This window comes from Nocardia brasiliensis, from assembly GCF_011801125.1.
Classification (GTDB): domain Bacteria; phylum Actinomycetota; class Actinomycetes; order Mycobacteriales; family Mycobacteriaceae; genus Nocardia; species Nocardia brasiliensis_C.
This window is the reverse complement of record NZ_CP046171.1, coordinates 4,967,897-4,985,215: the sequence shown is the minus strand read 5'-3', so window position 1 is coordinate 4,985,215 and position 17,319 is coordinate 4,967,897. Positions and strand designations below refer to the sequence as shown.

Genomic DNA, 17,319 nt, shown 5'->3' with positions numbered 1-17,319 from the left:
TGCCGAGCGAGCGGAGGCCTGCCCGTGCGTAATCCGGACGAACAGGCGCGCCCCGACGATCCCGCTGCGCCGAGCACCCCGAGATCGACCGTCTGGCAAGGGTTTCTTGGCACCGCCTCGGTGGTGGCGTACGCGCTGCTGTTCGAACTGGCGCGCAGCCTGGTGATCAACTCCCTCGGCGACAGCACGGGGGTGAAGGTGCTCGCGGGCACCCTGCGCTGGTTGTCGGTGCTCGTGATCGTCGCCGCGGCCGTGTACGTCGGCTACCGGTTCGTCCAGTGGTATCGCGAAAAGGTGCGCGTCACCGAGGAACTCGCGTTGCTCGCGGATCTGATCGAGCCTGCGCCGCAGCGGGCCACCGCGCACCGGTGTTCGGGCCCGCCGCGCAGTACCGCGGCCTTGAACGATCGGATCATCGTCGCGGTGCTGCGCGAGCTGCCGGTGCGCGACTTCGAGACCGCGGCGCTGCTCGCCGTCCTGGACGCGGCGCTCGACGCGCCCGCGCGATTGCCGGTGGAGCGGTTGGCCGCGCCGCCGACGGCCGCGGTGCTGCTCGGCGAGCTGCGCCGGGACGGCATCGTGAATACCGCGGGCGCGCAACGCTATTGTCTGCGCAAGGTGCCCGTGCTGCCCGACCGCGCGGACGTGCGCGGGGGCGCGCGCTGGCCCGCGGCGCTGACCGCGCTGGTGCACCACTACGCCGATCGCTCCGCGCGCTGGGCGACCGCGCTGGAGACGGTGCGTTTCGCGGCAGGAGCCCGGCGCTGGTTCGAGGCCGAGGAACCGTATCTGTGCACCCTCGTCCACCGGTGCGCCGAACTCGGCGCCGAGCTCCCGGCGGCCGTGGTGCCGGAGCTGGCGCGCATCGGTGACGCGCTGGACGTCTGGTACGCCCGAATCGGGTTGGAGGAGAACCACGCGGGCCTCGCGGCCGACTTGTGTGCGCTACCGGGACTGAACGACCATGTGCTGCACCGGGATCTGGCCCGCTTGCGGGCGGACCGGCTGCGCGAACGGCCAGGACGGTATCGGCCGCGCAGCCTGTCCACCGGTTTGGCCGCGCGCTGGGAGCATCGTGCGGCGCTGCGCAGGCTGGAGCGGCCCGGGCCGCGGGAACTGCCCGCCGTGGTCGCGCAGCTGGAGGCGTCGTGGTGGCTGCTGCCGAGAGAGGACGTGGCCGGTGAGGTGTGCGCGTTGATAAATCTTGCCGTCGCGCACCTGTGGCAGGGGCGCCTCGACGCCGCCAAGGACCGCCTCGACCTGGCCGACGCGCTCACCCGCACCGGCCGCGACCCGGACGGTCGCGCGCACGTGCACGAGACCATGGGCCTGGTCTGGTGGGTGCGCGGCGACGCGGCCAAGGCGCTGCACCGCTGGCAACAGGCGCTCGGCGAATATCGCGTCATGGCCGACGATCACGGCATCGCCCGCTGCCTGCAACACCTCGGCTCGGCCCTGCTCGAGGACCCCGGCCATGCCGAGACGCTGCTCGGACCCGGCCTGTCTCGCCTGGAGGTGACCCGTCAGGTCACCGGCTGGCTCGCCACGGCCCGCCGCCTGCACCGCGACCTGCGTTACGCCGAACACTATGCGGCACAAGCCGAGGCCCAACTCGGGGGCACCCGCCGCACTGGCCTGCGCGCGCTCCTCGACCGCACCCCATCGCACGCCCCCTTGACCGAGATCGACCGCTGGCCCCTCCCCGCCACCGACCCGCCCGACTGACACCGTGCCCGGGACGGGTGCGCGACAGCGCGCACCGCGGGGGCCGCGGGGCGGTGGCAGACTCTGCGGTATGACGACAGGTGAATGGGCCGAGGTGGATCGGTACTTGGTGGACTCGCTGGTGCAGGACGGGGCGACGGCGGCGGCGTTGACCGCCAATGCCGCCGCGGAGCTGCCCGCGATCGACGTGTCCCCGCCGCAGGGCAAGTTCTTGTATCTGCTGGCGAAGTCCGCGCGGGCGCGGCGGGTGCTCGAGATCGGCACGCTCGGCGGGTACAGCACGATCTGGCTGGCTCGCGCCGTCGGTGCGAAGGGGCAGGTGATCACCTTCGAATACCAGCCGAAGCACGCCGAGGTGGCCAGGCGGAATCTGGACCGTGCCGGGGTCGGCGAGCGCGTCGAGATCAGGGTCGGTGCGGCACTGGACAACCTGCCCGGACTGGCCGCGGAGCACCCCGAGCCGTTCGATCTGGTGTTCATCGACGCCGACAAGGTCAACAACGCGAACTATGTGCAGTGGGCGCTGCGGCTGACCGGTCCTGGCTCGGTGATCATCGTGGACAACGTCGTGCGCCAGGGCGGCGTGGCCGACGCGAACTCCGACGACCCGGCCATCAAGGCCAGCCGCGAGGTCATCGCGCTGCTCGCCGCGGAACCGACCCTCGAGGCCACCGTGGTGCAGACCGTGGGTGGTAAGGGCTGGGACGGCTTCGCCTACGCCGTCGTGAAAGACGAAGCGCACGACTGAGTTTCGTGATGCCGTCGCGGATCACGGCGATCCGCGGCGGCATCGGTCGCGAGTTCGGGTCAGGGGATGAGCACGACCTTGCCGGTGGTGCCACGCTGTTCCAGGGCGCGGTGCGCGGCCGCGGCCTCGGCGAGGGCGAAGCGGTGCACGGCGGGGCGCAGCCGGCCCGCCGCGGCGGCGGCCAGGGCCGATGTTTCGAGCGGCCGGGTGTCGCCACCGGTGCGCCGCAGCATGGCGGGACCGACCACCAGTTGCGAGGTTATCCCGCGCGCCGCCAGCTCGTCCTCGGAAAGGGGCGGCGTGGCAGCATCTTTGGGGTCGCCGCCGGACGCGCCGTACACCAGGTGCTGCCCGCCCTTGCCGACGAGGTCGAGGGCGGCGCGGGCGATGTCGCCGCCGACCGAGTCGAACAGGATGGTCGCGGCGCGCTCGCCGAGGAAGGCGCGGACCTGCTCGGGCCAGTCGGGGCGCAGGTAGTCGACCGCGAGGTCGGCCCCATTGTCCTGCACCAGTTCGACTTTCGCGGGACCGCCGGCCAGGCCGATGACCGTCGCGCCGGCGTTCTTCGCGGCCTGCACCAGCAGCGTGCCGAGGCCGCCTGCGGCCGCCGTCACGATCGCGACGCTGTCCGGGCCGAGGTCGGCGAACAGCAGCACGCCCAGCACGGTGCGCCCGGTGCCGATCATCGCCACCGCGGTGTCCGGCCCGAGCGCGTCCGGAATCTCGTGCAGCCGAGCGACTTCGGTCACGGCGAGCTCGGCGTAGCCGCCGGGCGCCGTGCCGAGATGCGCCACCACCTGCTTGCCGAGCCAGCTCGGGTCGACGTCGGCGCCGACCCGATCGATGGTTCCGGCCACCTCACGCCCCGGCACCGTCGGCAGTTCGGGCACCGGATACGGCCCGGCCACGCCCCGGCGCAGGGTGGTGTCGATGAGGTGGACGCCCGCCGCCGCCACGGCGATGCGCACCTGGCCCGGTGCCGGTGCCGGGTCGGAAACGGTTTCGTAGCGCAGGTTTTCGGCCGGGCCGAAGGCGTGAAGACGAATCGCGTGCACGGTGGCTCCTGTTCGTGGTGTAGATCTCCACCACCGTGCAACATCAAGTTGGGTTCAGGTCAATCCCCGGGTACGGCTTTGGTCAGGACGAAGCTGCGTGCAGCTTCGCCCTGGCCTCGAAACCGTCGCAGAGCGCCGACAGCCCGATGTAGAGCAGTTCCTCCTGGGTGAGGTCGCTGACCCCGGTGCCCTCCAAATCGGCGAGCGCGGGCGGCACCGGATACTGTGATTCTCCTTTCAGCATGGTGCGCAGCCCGTTGTCGCCTTCGGGGTTCATGCCCTTGCGCGCCATCAGCGTGGCGCTGATGTGCGGCAGCGTCGCGCCGGAGATGTAGTTCCAGATCGTGAACGCCATCGTCGTGGCCTCGCGCGTGGAAACATTCAGTTCGGACAACCCCTCGACCATCCATGCCAGGCAGGCCAGACTCTGCGGGCCGAAGCTGTAGCGCGGCGTGGCGAAGGTGAGCAGGACCCACGGATGTTGCAGATAGAGCGCCCAATCGACCTCGGCGGCGATGCGTACCCGGTCGCGCCAGGTCCACTGCTGTCCCTCCGGCGACGGATACGGATTGCGCCGCGCGACCTCGTCGGTCATCGCCGCGAGCAGTTCGTCCTTGTTCGCGACGTGCCGGTACAGCGACATGGCGCCGACGCCCATGGTGTCGGCGATCCGGCGCATCGACAGGGCGTCGAGTCCCTCCTCGTCGGCAAGCGTGATGGCGGTGTCGATGATGGCGGCCCGATTGAGCTTGAGCTCAGTCATCCCATGACTCACTTTCACTTCCGGGGGAGGTTGCGTACACTGTACCCGACCTTGTGCGTACGGCGTACGCGAGATGGAGAGGAAGTTACAGAATGACAGACGTCGAGGCCGCGCGCGCCGCGCAGGCGCAGCCCGTCGGGTCGCGCCGTGCCTGGCTGGGCCTGGCGGTATTGCTGCTACCGGTGCTGCTGGTGTCGATGGACATCTCAGTGCTGTTCCTGGCTATGCCGACGCTCACCGCGGACCTCGATCCGTCGGCCGCGCAGCAGCTGTGGATCCTCGACATCTACGGGTTCCTCATCGCGGGCCTGCTGATCACCATGGGCAACCTCGGCGACCGGATCGGCAGGCGCAACATCCTGCTCGCGGGCGCCACCATCTTCGGCATCGCCTCGGTGCTCGCCGCGTTGGCGCCCAGCTCCGCGGTGCTGATCGCGGCGCGCGCGTTGATGGGCGTCGGCGGCGCGACCCTGCTGCCGTCCAGCCTCGCGCTGATCTCGAGCCTGTTCCCCGAGGCCAAGGAGCGGGCCGCGGCCATCGGCGTGTGGACCGCGTTCTTCGCGGGCGGCTCGGCGGTCGGCCCGATCATCGGCGGCCTGCTGCTGCACCAATTCTGGTGGGGCTCGGTATTTCTCATCAACATTCCGGTGCTGCTGGTGCTGCTCGCGCTCGGTCCGTTCGTGCTGCCCGAGCACCGCGCCGGCGTGCGCGGACCGCTGGATCTGCCCAGCGTCGCGCTGTCGATCGGCGGCATCCTGCCGCTGGTCTACGGCATCAAACACGCCGCGGCCGAAGGGATCGACGCCGAATCGATCGTCATCGCGCTGGTCGGTGTCGTGGTGCTGACGGTCTTCGTGCGCAGGCAGCGCAAGCTCGCCGACCCGCTGCTGGATCTGCGGCTGTTCACCCGCGCCGGGTTCTCGGTGGCGATCGGCTCCAGCCTCGTCGGCATGATGTCGCTGGCCGCGTTGAGCTACCTCACCAGCATCTACCTGCAATCGGTGACCGGACGCGATCCGCTCGCCGCGGCGCTGCTCGGCATCCCGATGGCGGTGGCGGTGTTCATCTTCTCGATGAGCGGGGCGCGGGTCGGGCAACGCTTCGGCGCCCGCAACAGCTTCACCTTCGCGCTGGTCGCCGCGGCGATCGGCAACCTGATGCTGCTCGGCGTCGGTGTGCACGGCGGAATCTGGTGGTATCTGGTCGGATCCACCGTCGCCGGTGTCGGTTACGGCATCGCCTTCACCCTGGTCTCCGATGTCGCGGTGTCCTCGGTGCCGCCCGAGCGGGCCGGCTCGGCCGTCGGGATCTCCGAGACCAGCTTCGAACTCGGTAACTCGCTGGGCCTGGCGCTGCTCGGATCGCTCGCGGCGCTGATCTTCCGCTCCGGCGGCGACTACGCGGCCACGATCGGGGAGACCATCCAGGAGGCGAACGGCAATGCCGCGCTCATCGAGTCCGCGCGCGAATCCTTCGTCGCCGGAATGCATATCGCGACCGCGGTGGGCGCGACGATCCTGGTCGCCATGGCGCTGATCGCGTTCTTCGCCTCGCCGCGCGGGCTGCGAGCCGGCGGCGGTGCGGCGCACTGAGCGCTCAGCGGCGGAAGGCGCGTTCGAAGAAGCGCTGAACTTGATTGCGGGTCAGGTTGGTCCAGGCCTGGACGGGGCTGGACCACCAGGGCGCGATCTCGCGCGGCTTCGCCGTCACCGCGTGACAGACCAGGTCGGCGGCCTCGTCGACGGTGAGGCCGGGGACCCGGCTGAAGTCGGTGGGCGCGCTCATCCTGGTGTGCACCAGCGGCATGTAGATCGACGTGGTGGTGATCCCGTCGCCGGACACCTCGGCGGCGACGCTGCGCAGCCAGACGTCGAAGGCGGACTTCGACGCGCCGTAGGCCGCCCACTGCGGCGCGGGCGGCATGAGCACGCCCCAGGTGGAGATGTTGACGATGTGGCCCTGCCCGCGCTCGCGCATGTCCGGTAGGAGCGTGAGCAGCAACCGCACCGGGCCGAGATAGTTGATGTCGATGGTGCGGGTGAAATCGTGGAAACGGTCGTAGGACTCCTCGATCGGCCTGCGAATCGACTTGCCCGCGTTGTTGATCACCACGTCCAGGTGTCCGTGCTCGGCGAGCAGCCCGCGCGCCAGCAGCTCGACCGCGTCCATGTCGGTGAGGTCGGTGGGGTAGACGTGCGCGGTGCCGCCCTCGGCGGTGATCTCGGCGGCGACCCGGTGCAGATCCTCGGCCGAGCGGGCGACCAGTAGCACGATCGCACCCGCCGCGCCGAGCTTGCGCGCGCTCGCCTTGCCGATGCCGTGCGACGCGCCGGTCACCAGCACGACCTTGCCCGCGACCGCCGCGCGCAACGTCTGTTCGCGCGGGCGGGTGGTCGGATACAACAGGCGGCTGGCCACTCGCTCGGCGATCGGCCGGCCGTTGCTCTTGGCCGGAGTCTCAGTCACCCCTCCGACTTTATTAGCGCAGCGTCAATTCGGCGGTCGGTATCGGAATCGCGGTCGTGCCCGAGCTCACTCGGGTGACCGGGACACGCCCGCGCGACACGCCGGGCATAAGATCCGTCGGTGGGTGAAATCGGTTCGGCGAGTCTGGCGACGCTGTTCGCGTTGGCGGATTCGCGGTTGCCGATCGGCGGGCACGTGCACTCCGGCGGGGTCGAGGAGGCGATCGCCGCGGGCGTGGTGCGGGATGTGACGACGGTCGAGCTGTACCTGCGGCGGCGCATCCGGACGTCGGGATTGGTCGCGGCGTCGCTGGCGGCCGCGGTCTGCGCGGGCGCGCTGACACCGGAGCGGGCCGAGGCCGAGGCCGACGCGCGCACCCCGGCGCCCGCCGCGCGCACCGCGTCCCGGGCGCAGGGGCGTGGCCTGCTGCGGCTGTCGAAACAACTGTGGCCGCATCATGATTGGGCCGCGGTGGGTCCGCGCCCGCACCTGTCCACGGTGTTCGGCATGGTGGGCGCCGCCTGCCTGGTGACGCCGCAGGAGATCGCGGGCGTGGTCGTCTACACCACGCTGACCGGCGCCGCGACCGCCGCGCAACGGCTGCTCGCGCTCGATCCGGCGGCCATCGCCGCCTGCACGGTCCGCCTCGCCGACCTGTGCGACCGCACCGCCGCCGACGCGATCGACGGCCTCGCCTGCCTGTCCGACCCGCTGCAAGATGTGCTCGCGCAACGTCACCTGTGTCGCGACATGCCGCTGTTCGCCAGTTGAATCCCGGAAGAAGGAGAGCTCACCATGCCACCGCACCTGATCGACGGTGAACCGCACGACCATTCGCACGATCGGCCCAAGCGCGAGCGCACCGCCGGCGAGGCGCTGCGCGTCGGCATCGGCGGTCCGGTCGGCTCCGGCAAGACCGCGCTGGTCGCGGCGCTGTGCAGGCAGCTGCGCGACGAGCTGTCGCTGGCCGTGCTGACCAACGACATCTACACCACCGAGGACGCGGACTTCCTGCGCAAGCACGCGGTGCTGCCGGACGAGCGGATCACCGCGGTGCAGACCGGTGGCTGCCCGCACACCGCCATCCGCGACGACATCACCGCCAACCTGGACGCGATCGACGATCTGATCGCGGCGAATCCGCCGCTGGATCTGATCCTGGTGGAATCCGGCGGCGACAACCTCACCGCGACCTTCTCCTCCGGCCTGATCGACGTGCAGATCTTCGTGGTCGACGTGGCGGGCGGGGACAAGGTGCCGCGCAAAGGCGGGCCGGGCGTGACCTTCTCGGATCTGCTGGTGGTCAACAAGACCGACCTGGCCCCGCTGGTCGGCGCGGATCTCGCGGTGATGGAGCGCGACGCGGCCAAGGTGCGCGAGGGCCGCCCGACCGCGCTGATCTCGCTGACCGACGACCCGGCCGCCACCCCGGTGCTCGCCTGGGTGCGCGAGCAACTGCGACTGCTCGCCGAGCAGGACCGCGCCGACGCCGAAGCCGCTGTTGCGCACTGAGGTCCGGATTGTCGCGCGGGCCGCGACGCTGCCCGAGATCCACGCCAGCGGCGGGCTCTCGGCCCGCCGCACCGGGCCCGACACGGTCCATCTGATCGGTACCGCCGCGACGCCGCTCGGCGGTGACGAGATCGAGGTCACCCTGGTGGTCGGGCCCGGGGCGCGCCTGGTCGTGCGCTCGGTCGCGGCGACCATCGCGCTGCCCAGTGCGTCGACGCCGATGTCGTTGGCGCACTGGCGGTTCGAGGTGGGCAGCGGCGGTGAACTGGACTTCGATCCCGAGCCGACCATTGTCGCAGGCGGCGCGCGGCACCACACCGTCAGCACGGTCCGGCTCGCGCCCGACGCCAGGCTGCGGCTGCGCGAGCGCGTGCAGATCGGTCGTTCCGGCGAGGCGCACGGCGGCTGGCGCGGCGACCTGATCGCCGATATCGGCCCGACGCCGCTGCTGCGCCATCGCCTGGAACTGGGGCTGGGCACCGCCGTCGACGACCCCATCGACGCCCCGCGCGCCCTCGCCAGCGAGCTGTGCTATCCGGATGATCGACCGGCGGAAACCGTGGGACTCACCGAATCTCGCCTCCCGCTTGCCGCGGGCGGCACCCTGCGCACCCGCACCAGCGGCGTCCTCGCCGCCGATCGCTGAGTCCGCGCCTCGACGGAACCGCTGACCGCGGCACGGGTGCGCGTCTGCTGCTGACCGTCGGACTCGCGCACGTGTTCCTGTGTGCGCGCCGGTTTCCATTCGGTCGCTGCCCGGCGTTTGCTGTTGTGTTGCACGACGCCGTACGGTAAGGCGACTCGCCAGAGCCCGACTCGCGCGGCGCGCCGATGGGGGAGTGGCGCACGTCACCTCGAGGGTTAGCGCACCCGGATCGGGACAAAAGGGAAGGGTGGGAACTCGACAGCGTGGTCGGGTTCCCACCCTGAGTGGGGGTCGCGCACTAGCCGACGATCAGTCGCCGACGACCCGCGAGGGGGCATTGAACGCGTTGACCGCGCCGACGGCCGCACCGGCCGCCGCGCCGATCGCGGCGGCGGGCACGGTGATCACGGCCGCGCCGACGCTCGCGCCGAGCATCGGGCCCGCGACCACGCCGACCGGCAGCAGCGGCAGCCCGAGCACCAGGCCCACCGCGCCGCCGACGAGCGCGGAGGTCGCGGCCACCGGCACGGCCGCTGCGGCACCGGCGACCGCGCCCATGGCGGCGGTGCCGACGGTCTGGCCCGCGATCCGGTCGGAGCGGCTGCGCTCCATGCCGATCGAGTCGAGGAACGTGGCCAGGTTGGCCTCGGCCATGGCCGCGTTGTCGTTGATCTGGATCGCCTGTTCCTGGTCCATCCAGGCCGGCGCGTCCACCTGCACGTCACCGAAGCGGAACTTGCCCGACGGCGGCGCGATCGGGGGCACCGGGGCGACCGGGACCGGCGCGTGCAGCACGCCGACCGGCGCGAGGTACTTCTTCTCCGGCATCGGGCGCGACCACTGCAGCGAGCTGTAGGTGTTGTCCGGGATGTTCAAACCCTCGTAGGGCACCGCGTTGGGCGGCTCGGCGGCCGGCCACTGCGCGGGCTGGTCGGGCTGGGTGGCGGGGGCGGGGTGTGCAGGCTCGGCATTCGCGGTGCCGGTGCCGACCAGTGCGAGGACCAGCGGAACCGCACCGGCCGCGACCATCGAGCCCACCTTCTGCCGCTGCGGGTTGGGGGCTCTGTGCTTGCCTGTGCCCATAGGTAGATCGCCTTTCGTCAGGTCGGAATAGCTGTCAGGTTCGACGCCCGACATTCGGACCCACCGGGCACCTGGATGGGTCGAATTGGGGGCGCCACAACAGCTTTCGCGTTGCCTGGAAATAGCTACCGATGAGTCAGCTGACCCGGCCCTCCACCGCGGCCTTGGCCTTCTCGACCAGCTTGCGGCTGTCCGCGGGCGGTGCGCCGAGCGCGGCCGCGAGCTCGTCGGCCTCCTCCTCGTCGGCATTGACCTGCTCGAGCGCGAGCCGGGCGAACACCCACTGCTCGGTGGCCGCCATCTGACCGCGGCTGCGGCCGAGGAACGTGACGAACCATTGGATGACGGTGACGATCCGGCTGCGGTAGCCGATCAGGTAATACAGGTGCAGCGCGAGCCAGGCCAGCCAGGCGAAGAACCCGCTGAACTCCAGCTTGCCGATCTGGCACACGGCGTTGAACCGCGACACGGTCGCCATGCTGCCCTTGTTGAAGTACTTGAACGGCTTGCGTTCCTGCGGCGACTGGCCGCGCAGGCCCGCCTTGATCTGCTTGGCGGCGTAGGTCGCGCCCTGGATGGCGCCCTGCGCCTGGCCTGGCACGTTCGGCACCGACATCAGGTCGCCGACCACGAAGACGTTCGGGTGGCCCTTGATCGTCAGGTCCGGTTCGACGATGACCCGCCCGGCCCGGTCCACCTCGGTGCCGTCGGAGCGCTCGGCGAGCATCTTGCCCAGCGGACTGGCCTGCACGCCCGCCGACCACACCTTGCACGAGGACTCGATCCGGCGGATCGTGCCGTCGGGATCCTTGACCGTGACGCCGAGCGCGTCGATATCGGTGACCATGGCGTTGAGCTGGATCTCGACGCCCATCTTCTCCAGCCGCTTCCTGGCCTTGTTGCCGAGCTTGGGGCCCATCGGGCCGAGCACCGCGCCCGCACCCTCCAGCAGCACCACCCGCGCGTCGCGCGGATCGATGTTGTGGAAGGTGCCCTCGAGCGTGCGGTCGGCGAGTTCGGCGATCTGCCCGGCCAATTCGACACCGGTCGGCCCGGCGCCGACCACCACGAAGGTGAGCAGCCGGTCGCGCATCTCCTGGGTGGTGGCCAGCTCGGCGCCCTCGAACGAACCGAGAATGCGCGCGCGCAATTCCAGCGCGTCATCGATGGACTTCATGCCCGGCGCGTAGGTCGCGAAATGGTCGTTGCCGAAATAGGACTGCTGCGCGCCGGTGGCCACGATCAGGCTGTCGAACGGGGTGACCGTGTTCGAATTGAGTAACCGGGACGTGACGGTCTTCGCCGCCAGATCGATGTCGATGACATCGCCGAGCAGCACCTGCGCGTTCTTCTGCTTGCGCAGCACCAGCCGGGTCGCGGGCGCGATCTCGCCGACCGAGAGAATGCCGGTCGCGACCTGGTAGAGCAGCGGCTGGAACAGGTGGGAGGTGGTCTTGGAGATCAGCGTGACATCGACGTCGGCGCGCTTGAGGTGTTTGGTGCCGAACAGGCCGCCGAAGCCCGAACCGATCACCACCACCTGGTGCCGCCGCTTCTCGTGTGCTCCCGTCGCGGGAGCATCACCCCGCACCGAATCGCCGCGCGATGCTGTGTTCATCGTCCTGCTCCTCGACAGACCGGGGTGTTCGTCCCCCGAGAACGGTTGCTGACAGGGCTCAACCGTAGTCGGGTCCATCTTCGCCGTCGCGACGACATCCCTGTTCCGGGTGTGTCGCGCGCGGACGCCGACCCGCCCGGGCCGTAGTGCGTTGCGGCGAACCGACCTTGGGAATATGCGAAAGAGAATACGATGAATACGGTCGTTCAGGGAGGTTTGCCATGGTCGCCGGGGACCGCATCGTTGGCAGAAAGCCCAGCGTGCGCGGGAAATCCGGAATACCACCCGATTCGGAGAACATCGGTTTGATCGAAATTCCGCACGATCATCTGCTCGATCGCGCACTCGATCTGATTCCGGAACGCCACCATATTCTCGCCGAGCCGCCGAGTGACAGCGCGACCACCGCGGTGCACGGCGACGCGGGCCTGCCCTATCTGGGCCGCATGCTGCAGTACATGCGCTGGGGGCCCGCGGAAATGATGGGCCGATATCGAAAATACGGACCGGTCTCGATGAATACCTCGCTCGGCGTCGATCGGGTGCTGGTCGCGGGGCCGGAGGCGATCGACGAGGTGCTCGGCAGGCGGCGCCGCGATTTCGGCCAGGGCTGGGATTATTTCATCGGCCCGTTCTTCCGGCGCGGTCTGTTACTGCTCGAGTTCGACGAGCACAAATTCCATCGCCGGATCATGCAGCAGGCCTTCACCAGGGACCGGCTGGCCGCGCACCTGGCGGCGCTGACCCCGGTGGTGCGCACCAGCATCGAACGCTGGGTTCCGCAGGGCGGCAACGCCGAACGGACCGTGCGGCTCTATCCGACCTTCAAGGAACTGACCCTCGACATCGCGGGGGAGATGTTCATGGCCGCCGATGTCGGTGCGCGGCGGCGCGAGTTGATCGAGGCGTTCCTCGACTGCACCCACGCGGCGCTCGCGCTGATCCGACATCCGGTGCCCGGCGGCAACTGGCGGGCCGGGCTGCGCGGCAGGCGTGTGCTGGAGGACTATTTCCGGGCGATGCTGCCGGACAAGCGACGGACCGAGGGCGGGGATCTGTTCTCCGGCCTGTGTCACGCGCGCAGCGAGGACGGCGGCGTGTTCGGCGACGCGGACGTGGTGAACCACATGATCTTTCTGATCATGGCCGCGCACGACACCACCACGACCGCGGCCACCGCCGTCACCTACTACCTGGGCAAGCATCCGGACTGGCAGCGGCGGGTGCGCGCCGAGGTGCTCGCGCTCGACGCCGAAACCGACGGTGCCGCACCGACCATCGCCGACCTGGAGGGCATGCGCGACCTGGATCTGGTGGTCAAGGAGAGCCTGCGGCTGATGCCGCCGGTGCCCGGTCTGTGCCGGCGCGCGGTGCGCGACACCGAGATCGCCGGTCACTACATTCCGGCGGGCACCCAGATCGACCTCGCCTACCAGGTCAACCATCTGCTCGACGAATTGTGGACCGAGCCGCAGCGATTCGATCCCGAACGCTTCAACGAGCAACGGCACGAGGACAAATCGCACCGGCTGGCGTTCCTGCCGTTCGGCGCGGGCGCGCACAAGTGCATCGGCATGCATTTCGGCACGTTCGAGGTGAAGACGGTGATCGCCGCGCTGGTGCGTGCGTACACCTGGCAGATCCCCGAGGACTATCGAATGCCATGGGGCTTCACCAGTATTCCGTTCCCCAGGGACGGCGCGCCGATCACCCTGTGCCGCCGTTGAATCCGGGACGCCTCCGCCCCGCACCCGAATGCCGGTGCGGGGCAGCGGGAGTCAGCGTCCGGCGAACAGCATCTCCGCGACCTTGGTGTCGGTGGCGGCACCGTCCTCGTAGCCGCCCGCATCGCCGAGCGCGGTCATGATCGACAGGGTGTAGCGCTCGCCGGGCCCCGCGAAGCCGACCGAGTTCACCACCCAGCCGCCCTGTTCGGCGGACCAGCCGTTCTTCAGGCCCGGCCGCATCGGCGCGCCCGCGCCCCACACGCCCCAGTGCTGGTTGCTGTCCACCGAGCGCATCCGGTCCAGCAGGTAGGCGCGGTCGTCGGGGTGCATCTGGGTCAGGATGTTGTCCATCAGCCGGTCCAGGTCGGCGGCGGTGCACTTCTGGAACGACCAGTCCGGGAACAGCGCGGTGTTGGTCGGCTGCGGGACCAGGGTGGCCATGCCGTTGGCGCGGAAGGCGTTGTTGAACGCCATCCGGTCCAGGCCCGCGTACTTGGCCCAGAGCACGTCGGCCGCGCGGTCGTTGGAGGTGGCCAGCATGGATTCCATCAGGCCGCGGTCTTCCGGCGTCAGGTTGATCGCGCCGACCCTGGCCCGGTTCAGCAGATCCTCGGCGATGGCCAGCTTGATGGTCGACGCGGTCCACACCGCGTTCTCCGCGTTCTCGTTGGCGTACACGCCGCCGGAAACCCGGTCGCGCACAACATAACCGGTGACGCCGGGGCGCCCCTTCAGATAGTTGTCGACCTTGGTGATCCGGTTGCTCATATCGCAGTCGAAGCCGGATCGGCACGCATCGGCATGCGCCAGCGGCACCGGCACGGCGGCCGCGTTCGGGAGCAGGCCGGGCGCGCTCGGGATGAGGATCGCCGCGGCGGCGAGGACACAGGCGGAGGCGGCCACGCGGGGAACGGCACGGGTGGCGGGCGACGGGTAACGCACGGTGGAACACGATCGCACATCGGAGCCCAGGACGCACGTCTTGAGCTCCGGTGCGGCTTGTGCTATCGGGGTCGTTGCGCGCTTGTGCCCCAGCGGGTTTCGGTCACCCGCCGGCCGTTCACCGGAACGCGGCCTGTAGTTCCTCTACGGTGCGGCCGTTGAGCCGGTAGCAGTGGGCGAACGCCTCGGAGTGTTGATCGCGCGGCCAGGAATGTAGGACGACGGTGCGGCCGTAGCCTCGCGAGTTGACGAGCTCCCAGCGGTCACCCACGCGGCGGACTGTGAACCCGCCCCTCGGGACCAGGGGAATCACCATCGCATCCATGAACGCGAACCAGCCTTTCGGTGCAGCTCTCTCGTTCCTCCCCGGATGAGCACTGTCGCACATCGGCGGCGCGGATCCGAGCGGACACGGCGAAGGAACGTGTTCTGGTGTGGTTTAACTCACTCTCGTTGGTGGGTAGACCTTTTGGTCGCTTTGCCTGCCTGACGGGCGGCCGTTCGGTATCGACGCAGGTGGCCGGGGGTGATGCGGGGGAGTGAACACGTTCGGGGCGGGCGGCGCGCGAATCATGATGTTACATTCGGTTACAGTTAATATGCCGCAACTGTGCGGCGCCGTTGTGGGCAGGCGCACAACCGGCCGGACGCTCGAAGGCGACGCGAGGCGGTGACCATGACCGACATCCGACGGATCCTGCGGGCCTGGTGGCGCGAGCGGGTCGACTATCGCTGGCTGGTCGAGACTTTCGCCTCGCACTCCGCGCTCGCGGCGCTGAAGCTGATGGTCGGCACGGCCGGTCTGGTGATGATGGCGATCACCCTGCTGGCGTTGGCCTCGCGGGCCGGGCAGAGCGGACCGATCGGCGTCACCCAGGCGGTCGCGGTGAGCGTGCTGGCCGGGCTGTGGACCGTGCGCTGGTGGCTGCTGCCGTGGCCGTCCGAGCGCGAATCCCTGGTGTGGGTCGCGGCCATCGATGTCGGCATCACCGCGAACAACATCCTGGTCCAGGATCGGCTGCTCGGCGCCCTCGGCATTGTGCTGCTGGCCACCACCGGGGGCTACGTGACGATCTTCCACGGTCCCCGGATCCTGGCCTGGCATCTCGGCTGGTCGCTGCTGTCGATCGTGCTGCTCGCCGTGCTGCTGGTGCTCGGGATGCCGGGCGGCGACACGCACGCCACCGGGGATCCGGCGCTGGCGGTCGGGGTGGTGCTCGCCAATATCGCGGTGACCGGTGTGGTGCTGCCGGTGGTGCAGTTCTGTCACTGGCTGCTGCGCCTCGACGCGCTGTCGGACCCGCTGACCCGCCTGCTGAACCGGCGCGGCCTCGATTCCCGTCTCGCGCAATACACCAACGCGCGGCGCAAGGATCCGATCTACGTCGTGATCATCGATCTGGACCGTTTCAAGTCCGTCAACGACACCGCCGGGCATTCGCTCGGCGACGAGGTGCTGGTGCGGACCGCGGACTGCCTGCGCGCCGCGGTGCCGCCCGACGCGGTCATCGCGCGCACCGGCGGCGACGAGTTCGTGGTGGTCGGCAAGCTGGGCGAGCAGGCCGTCGGCGAGCTCGCCGAGCGCGTGCGGCGCGCGATCGCCGCGCTGCCGATCCCGATCACCGCGAGCATCGGCACCGCGGTATCGGTGTGCCGCGCGGCCGCGACGGTGCGAGACCTGTTCCGGCACGCCGATTCCGCGATGTACCGCGCGAAACAGCTGGGCGGCAACACGGTCGTCGCCGGGCAGACCGGCGCGTCTCCACAGCGAGTCACGGACTGAGCGCATTACCTTCCGAATTTAAGCATGTTCGCTTAAACTCGGAGGAATCCTCGATGATCGGTCCAGGCGGCCGACGCCCCGATCATCGGCAGCGCCGAGAGGAACCCGCTGATGCGCAAGCTCCTGGTGGTAATCGCACTCATGGTCGCGCCGCCGTGGTCCGGGCCCGCCGTGGCCGCGCCCGCGGTGGATACCTATGTCGCGCTGGGGGATTCGTTCGTGGCAGTGGCGGACCTCACCGACCTGTACGGCACGCCGGGCTGCTTCCGCTCCCGATCGAACTACCCCGCGCTGGTCGCCGCCGCTCTCACCCCCGCGCATTTCCGCGACGTCTCGTGCGGCAATGCGCAAACCCAGCACATGACCCGGCCGCAGGAACTCGGTGTGGGTGTGAACCCGCCGCAGTTGGACGCGCTCTCCGCCGACACCGATCTCGTCACGATCACCCTCGGCGGCAACGACCTCCAGCTCCCCGAGACAGCGGATGCGTGTGCGGCGGGGGAGCCGAGCGCACCGGGCGGTGACCCGTGCCCGCGGCGCTCCGTGCGCGACGATGTCGACCGGGCGGCGCACCGGATCGAGACCGAGATCCGCCCCGCGCTCGCCGCGGTGCTGCGCGAGATCCGCGCCCGGTCACCGCACGCGACGATCGTCGCGGTCGGTTATCTCGCACCGTTGCCGCCGTCCGAGGGCTGCTTCCCCGCGGTGCCCGTCGCGGCCGGTGACGTCGGCTACCTGTACGACACGATGCGCCGGTTGGTGCAGGCGTTGCTGGAAGAGGCGACGGCCGTCGGCGGTGTCGGAGTCAACGCCTACGACGTGCTCGGACACGATATGTGCCGACCGCCCGGCGTCCGGTGGGTCGAGCCGCTGATTCCCGCCGCACCCACCACTCCGTTCCATCCGAACACGCGCGGGGCGCGCGGTGTCGCCGACCTCGTCGTGGCCGCACTGCGTGGGTGAAGCGGTGGGGCGGTGCCGGGCGGTTCGGTCGGTGCGGGGTGCGGTTCTGCGGATAGTGCGACCGGAACGGGGGTGGGGCTCTGTGAGCCGTTCGACCGGTGCGGGGCTGGGGCTCGGCGGGTAGTGCGGCCGGCATGGGGGTGGGGTTCGGCGGGCCGTTCGACCGGCGCGCGGGTGGGGTTCAGCGGGTAGCGCGGCCGTCTTGTGCGGGTTGGGCGTATAAACGTGCGGGACATCGCGTGGTTCGTGCGCGAGCGAGCAGCCGCGCGCAAGCCACCCGCAGTCCGA

General features: G+C 70.1%; 16 protein-coding genes. 9 read left to right on the top strand and 7 right to left on the bottom strand.

Annotated elements, in window-relative coordinates; translation table 11 throughout:
- Positions 1-24 precede the first annotated feature (24 nt).
- Positions 25-1,725 carry a hypothetical protein gene (locus F5X71_RS22425; protein ID WP_167463813.1) on the top strand — a complete coding sequence of 567 codons (1,701 nt, stop codon included), beginning with the start codon at positions 25-27 and terminating at the stop codon, positions 1,723-1,725.
- Positions 1,726-1,795: 70 nt separating this feature from the next.
- Entirely contained in the window at positions 1,796-2,473 is a 678-nt protein-coding gene (locus F5X71_RS22420) for an O-methyltransferase (protein ID WP_167463812.1), read from the top strand.
- A gap of 59 nt (positions 2,474-2,532) precedes the next feature.
- Here the strand turns inward: F5X71_RS22420 and F5X71_RS22415 are convergent, their stop codons facing one another.
- Positions 2,533-3,528: a zinc-binding dehydrogenase gene (locus F5X71_RS22415; RefSeq protein WP_167463811.1), complete on the bottom strand. Its 996-nt coding sequence runs from the start codon at positions 3,526-3,528 to the stop codon at positions 2,533-2,535.
- 82 nt (positions 3,529-3,610) lie between these two features.
- Positions 3,611-4,291: a TetR/AcrR family transcriptional regulator gene (locus tag F5X71_RS22410; protein ID WP_167463810.1), complete on the bottom strand. Its 681-nt coding sequence runs from the start codon at positions 4,289-4,291 to the stop codon at positions 3,611-3,613.
- A 92-nt stretch (positions 4,292-4,383) separates the two neighbouring features.
- Here F5X71_RS22410 and F5X71_RS22405 point away from each other — a divergent pair, with 92 nt between their 5' ends.
- Positions 4,384-5,883, top strand: coding sequence for an MFS transporter (locus F5X71_RS22405; RefSeq protein ID WP_167463809.1), 1,500 nt, complete (start codon positions 4,384-4,386; stop codon positions 5,881-5,883).
- A gap of 4 nt (positions 5,884-5,887) precedes the next feature.
- Here F5X71_RS22405 and F5X71_RS22400 read toward each other — a convergent pair whose 3' ends face one another.
- Positions 5,888-6,757, bottom strand: coding sequence for an SDR family NAD(P)-dependent oxidoreductase (locus F5X71_RS22400; protein WP_238815400.1), 870 nt, complete (start codon positions 6,755-6,757; stop codon positions 5,888-5,890).
- A gap of 120 nt (positions 6,758-6,877) precedes the next feature.
- On the opposite strand from F5X71_RS22400, the gene F5X71_RS22395 reads away from it, so the two are divergent.
- The 3 genes from F5X71_RS22395 to F5X71_RS22385 are packed head-to-tail and all read left to right on the top strand — an operon-like array spanning position 6,878 to position 8,915.
- The gene (locus F5X71_RS22395) at positions 6,878-7,528 is read left to right on the top strand and encodes an urease accessory protein UreF (RefSeq protein WP_174817116.1); all 651 of its coding nucleotides are present in this window, start codon (positions 6,878-6,880) and stop codon (positions 7,526-7,528) included.
- 24 nt (positions 7,529-7,552) lie between these two features.
- The gene (gene ureG, locus F5X71_RS22390) at positions 7,553-8,269 is read left to right on the top strand and encodes an urease accessory protein UreG (protein WP_167463808.1); all 717 of its coding nucleotides are present in this window, start codon (positions 7,553-7,555) and stop codon (positions 8,267-8,269) included.
- Positions 8,259-8,915, top strand: coding sequence for an urease accessory protein UreD (locus tag F5X71_RS22385; RefSeq protein ID WP_167463807.1), 657 nt, complete (start codon positions 8,259-8,261; stop codon positions 8,913-8,915). Before ureG ends, F5X71_RS22385 begins: the two co-directional genes overlap by 11 nt.
- 309 nt (positions 8,916-9,224) lie before the next feature.
- On the opposite strand, the gene F5X71_RS22380 is transcribed toward F5X71_RS22385, so the two are convergent.
- Both F5X71_RS22380 and F5X71_RS22375 read right to left on the bottom strand, forming a co-directional pair.
- Entirely contained in the window at positions 9,225-9,998 is a 774-nt protein-coding gene (locus tag F5X71_RS22380; RefSeq protein WP_238815399.1) for a hypothetical protein, read from the bottom strand.
- 136 nt (positions 9,999-10,134) lie between these two features.
- The gene (locus F5X71_RS22375) at positions 10,135-11,616 is read right to left on the bottom strand and encodes an NAD(P)/FAD-dependent oxidoreductase (protein ID WP_238815398.1); all 1,482 of its coding nucleotides are present in this window, start codon (positions 11,614-11,616) and stop codon (positions 10,135-10,137) included.
- A gap of 305 nt (positions 11,617-11,921) precedes the next feature.
- Here F5X71_RS22375 and F5X71_RS22370 point away from each other — a divergent pair, with 305 nt between their 5' ends.
- Positions 11,922-13,343, top strand: a complete 1,422-nt coding sequence (locus F5X71_RS22370; protein WP_238815397.1) for a cytochrome P450 — start codon at positions 11,922-11,924, stop codon at positions 13,341-13,343.
- A gap of 51 nt (positions 13,344-13,394) precedes the next feature.
- Here the strand turns inward: F5X71_RS22370 and F5X71_RS22365 are convergent, their stop codons facing one another.
- Together F5X71_RS22365 and F5X71_RS22360 are read right to left on the bottom strand one after the other, a co-directional pair.
- Complete coding sequence (locus tag F5X71_RS22365; protein ID WP_238815396.1) at positions 13,395-14,285, bottom strand: tat pathway signal sequence; 891 nt, start codon at positions 14,283-14,285, stop codon at positions 13,395-13,397.
- Positions 14,286-14,403: 118 nt separating this feature from the next.
- A complete protein-coding gene (locus F5X71_RS22360) occupies positions 14,404-14,556 on the bottom strand; it encodes a hypothetical protein (RefSeq protein ID WP_226887278.1) in 153 nt (50 codons plus the stop codon).
- A gap of 405 nt (positions 14,557-14,961) precedes the next feature.
- Here F5X71_RS22360 and F5X71_RS22355 point away from each other — a divergent pair, with 405 nt between their 5' ends.
- Both F5X71_RS22355 and F5X71_RS22350 read left to right on the top strand, forming a co-directional pair.
- Positions 14,962-16,068, top strand: a complete 1,107-nt coding sequence (locus F5X71_RS22355; protein ID WP_167463804.1) for a GGDEF domain-containing protein — start codon at positions 14,962-14,964, stop codon at positions 16,066-16,068.
- A 111-nt stretch (positions 16,069-16,179) separates the two neighbouring features.
- Positions 16,180-17,031 (top strand): SGNH/GDSL hydrolase family protein, encoded by an 852-nt coding sequence (locus F5X71_RS22350; RefSeq protein ID WP_167463803.1) that lies wholly within the window; start codon positions 16,180-16,182, stop codon positions 17,029-17,031.
- The last annotated feature ends 288 nt before the right edge of the window (positions 17,032-17,319 follow it).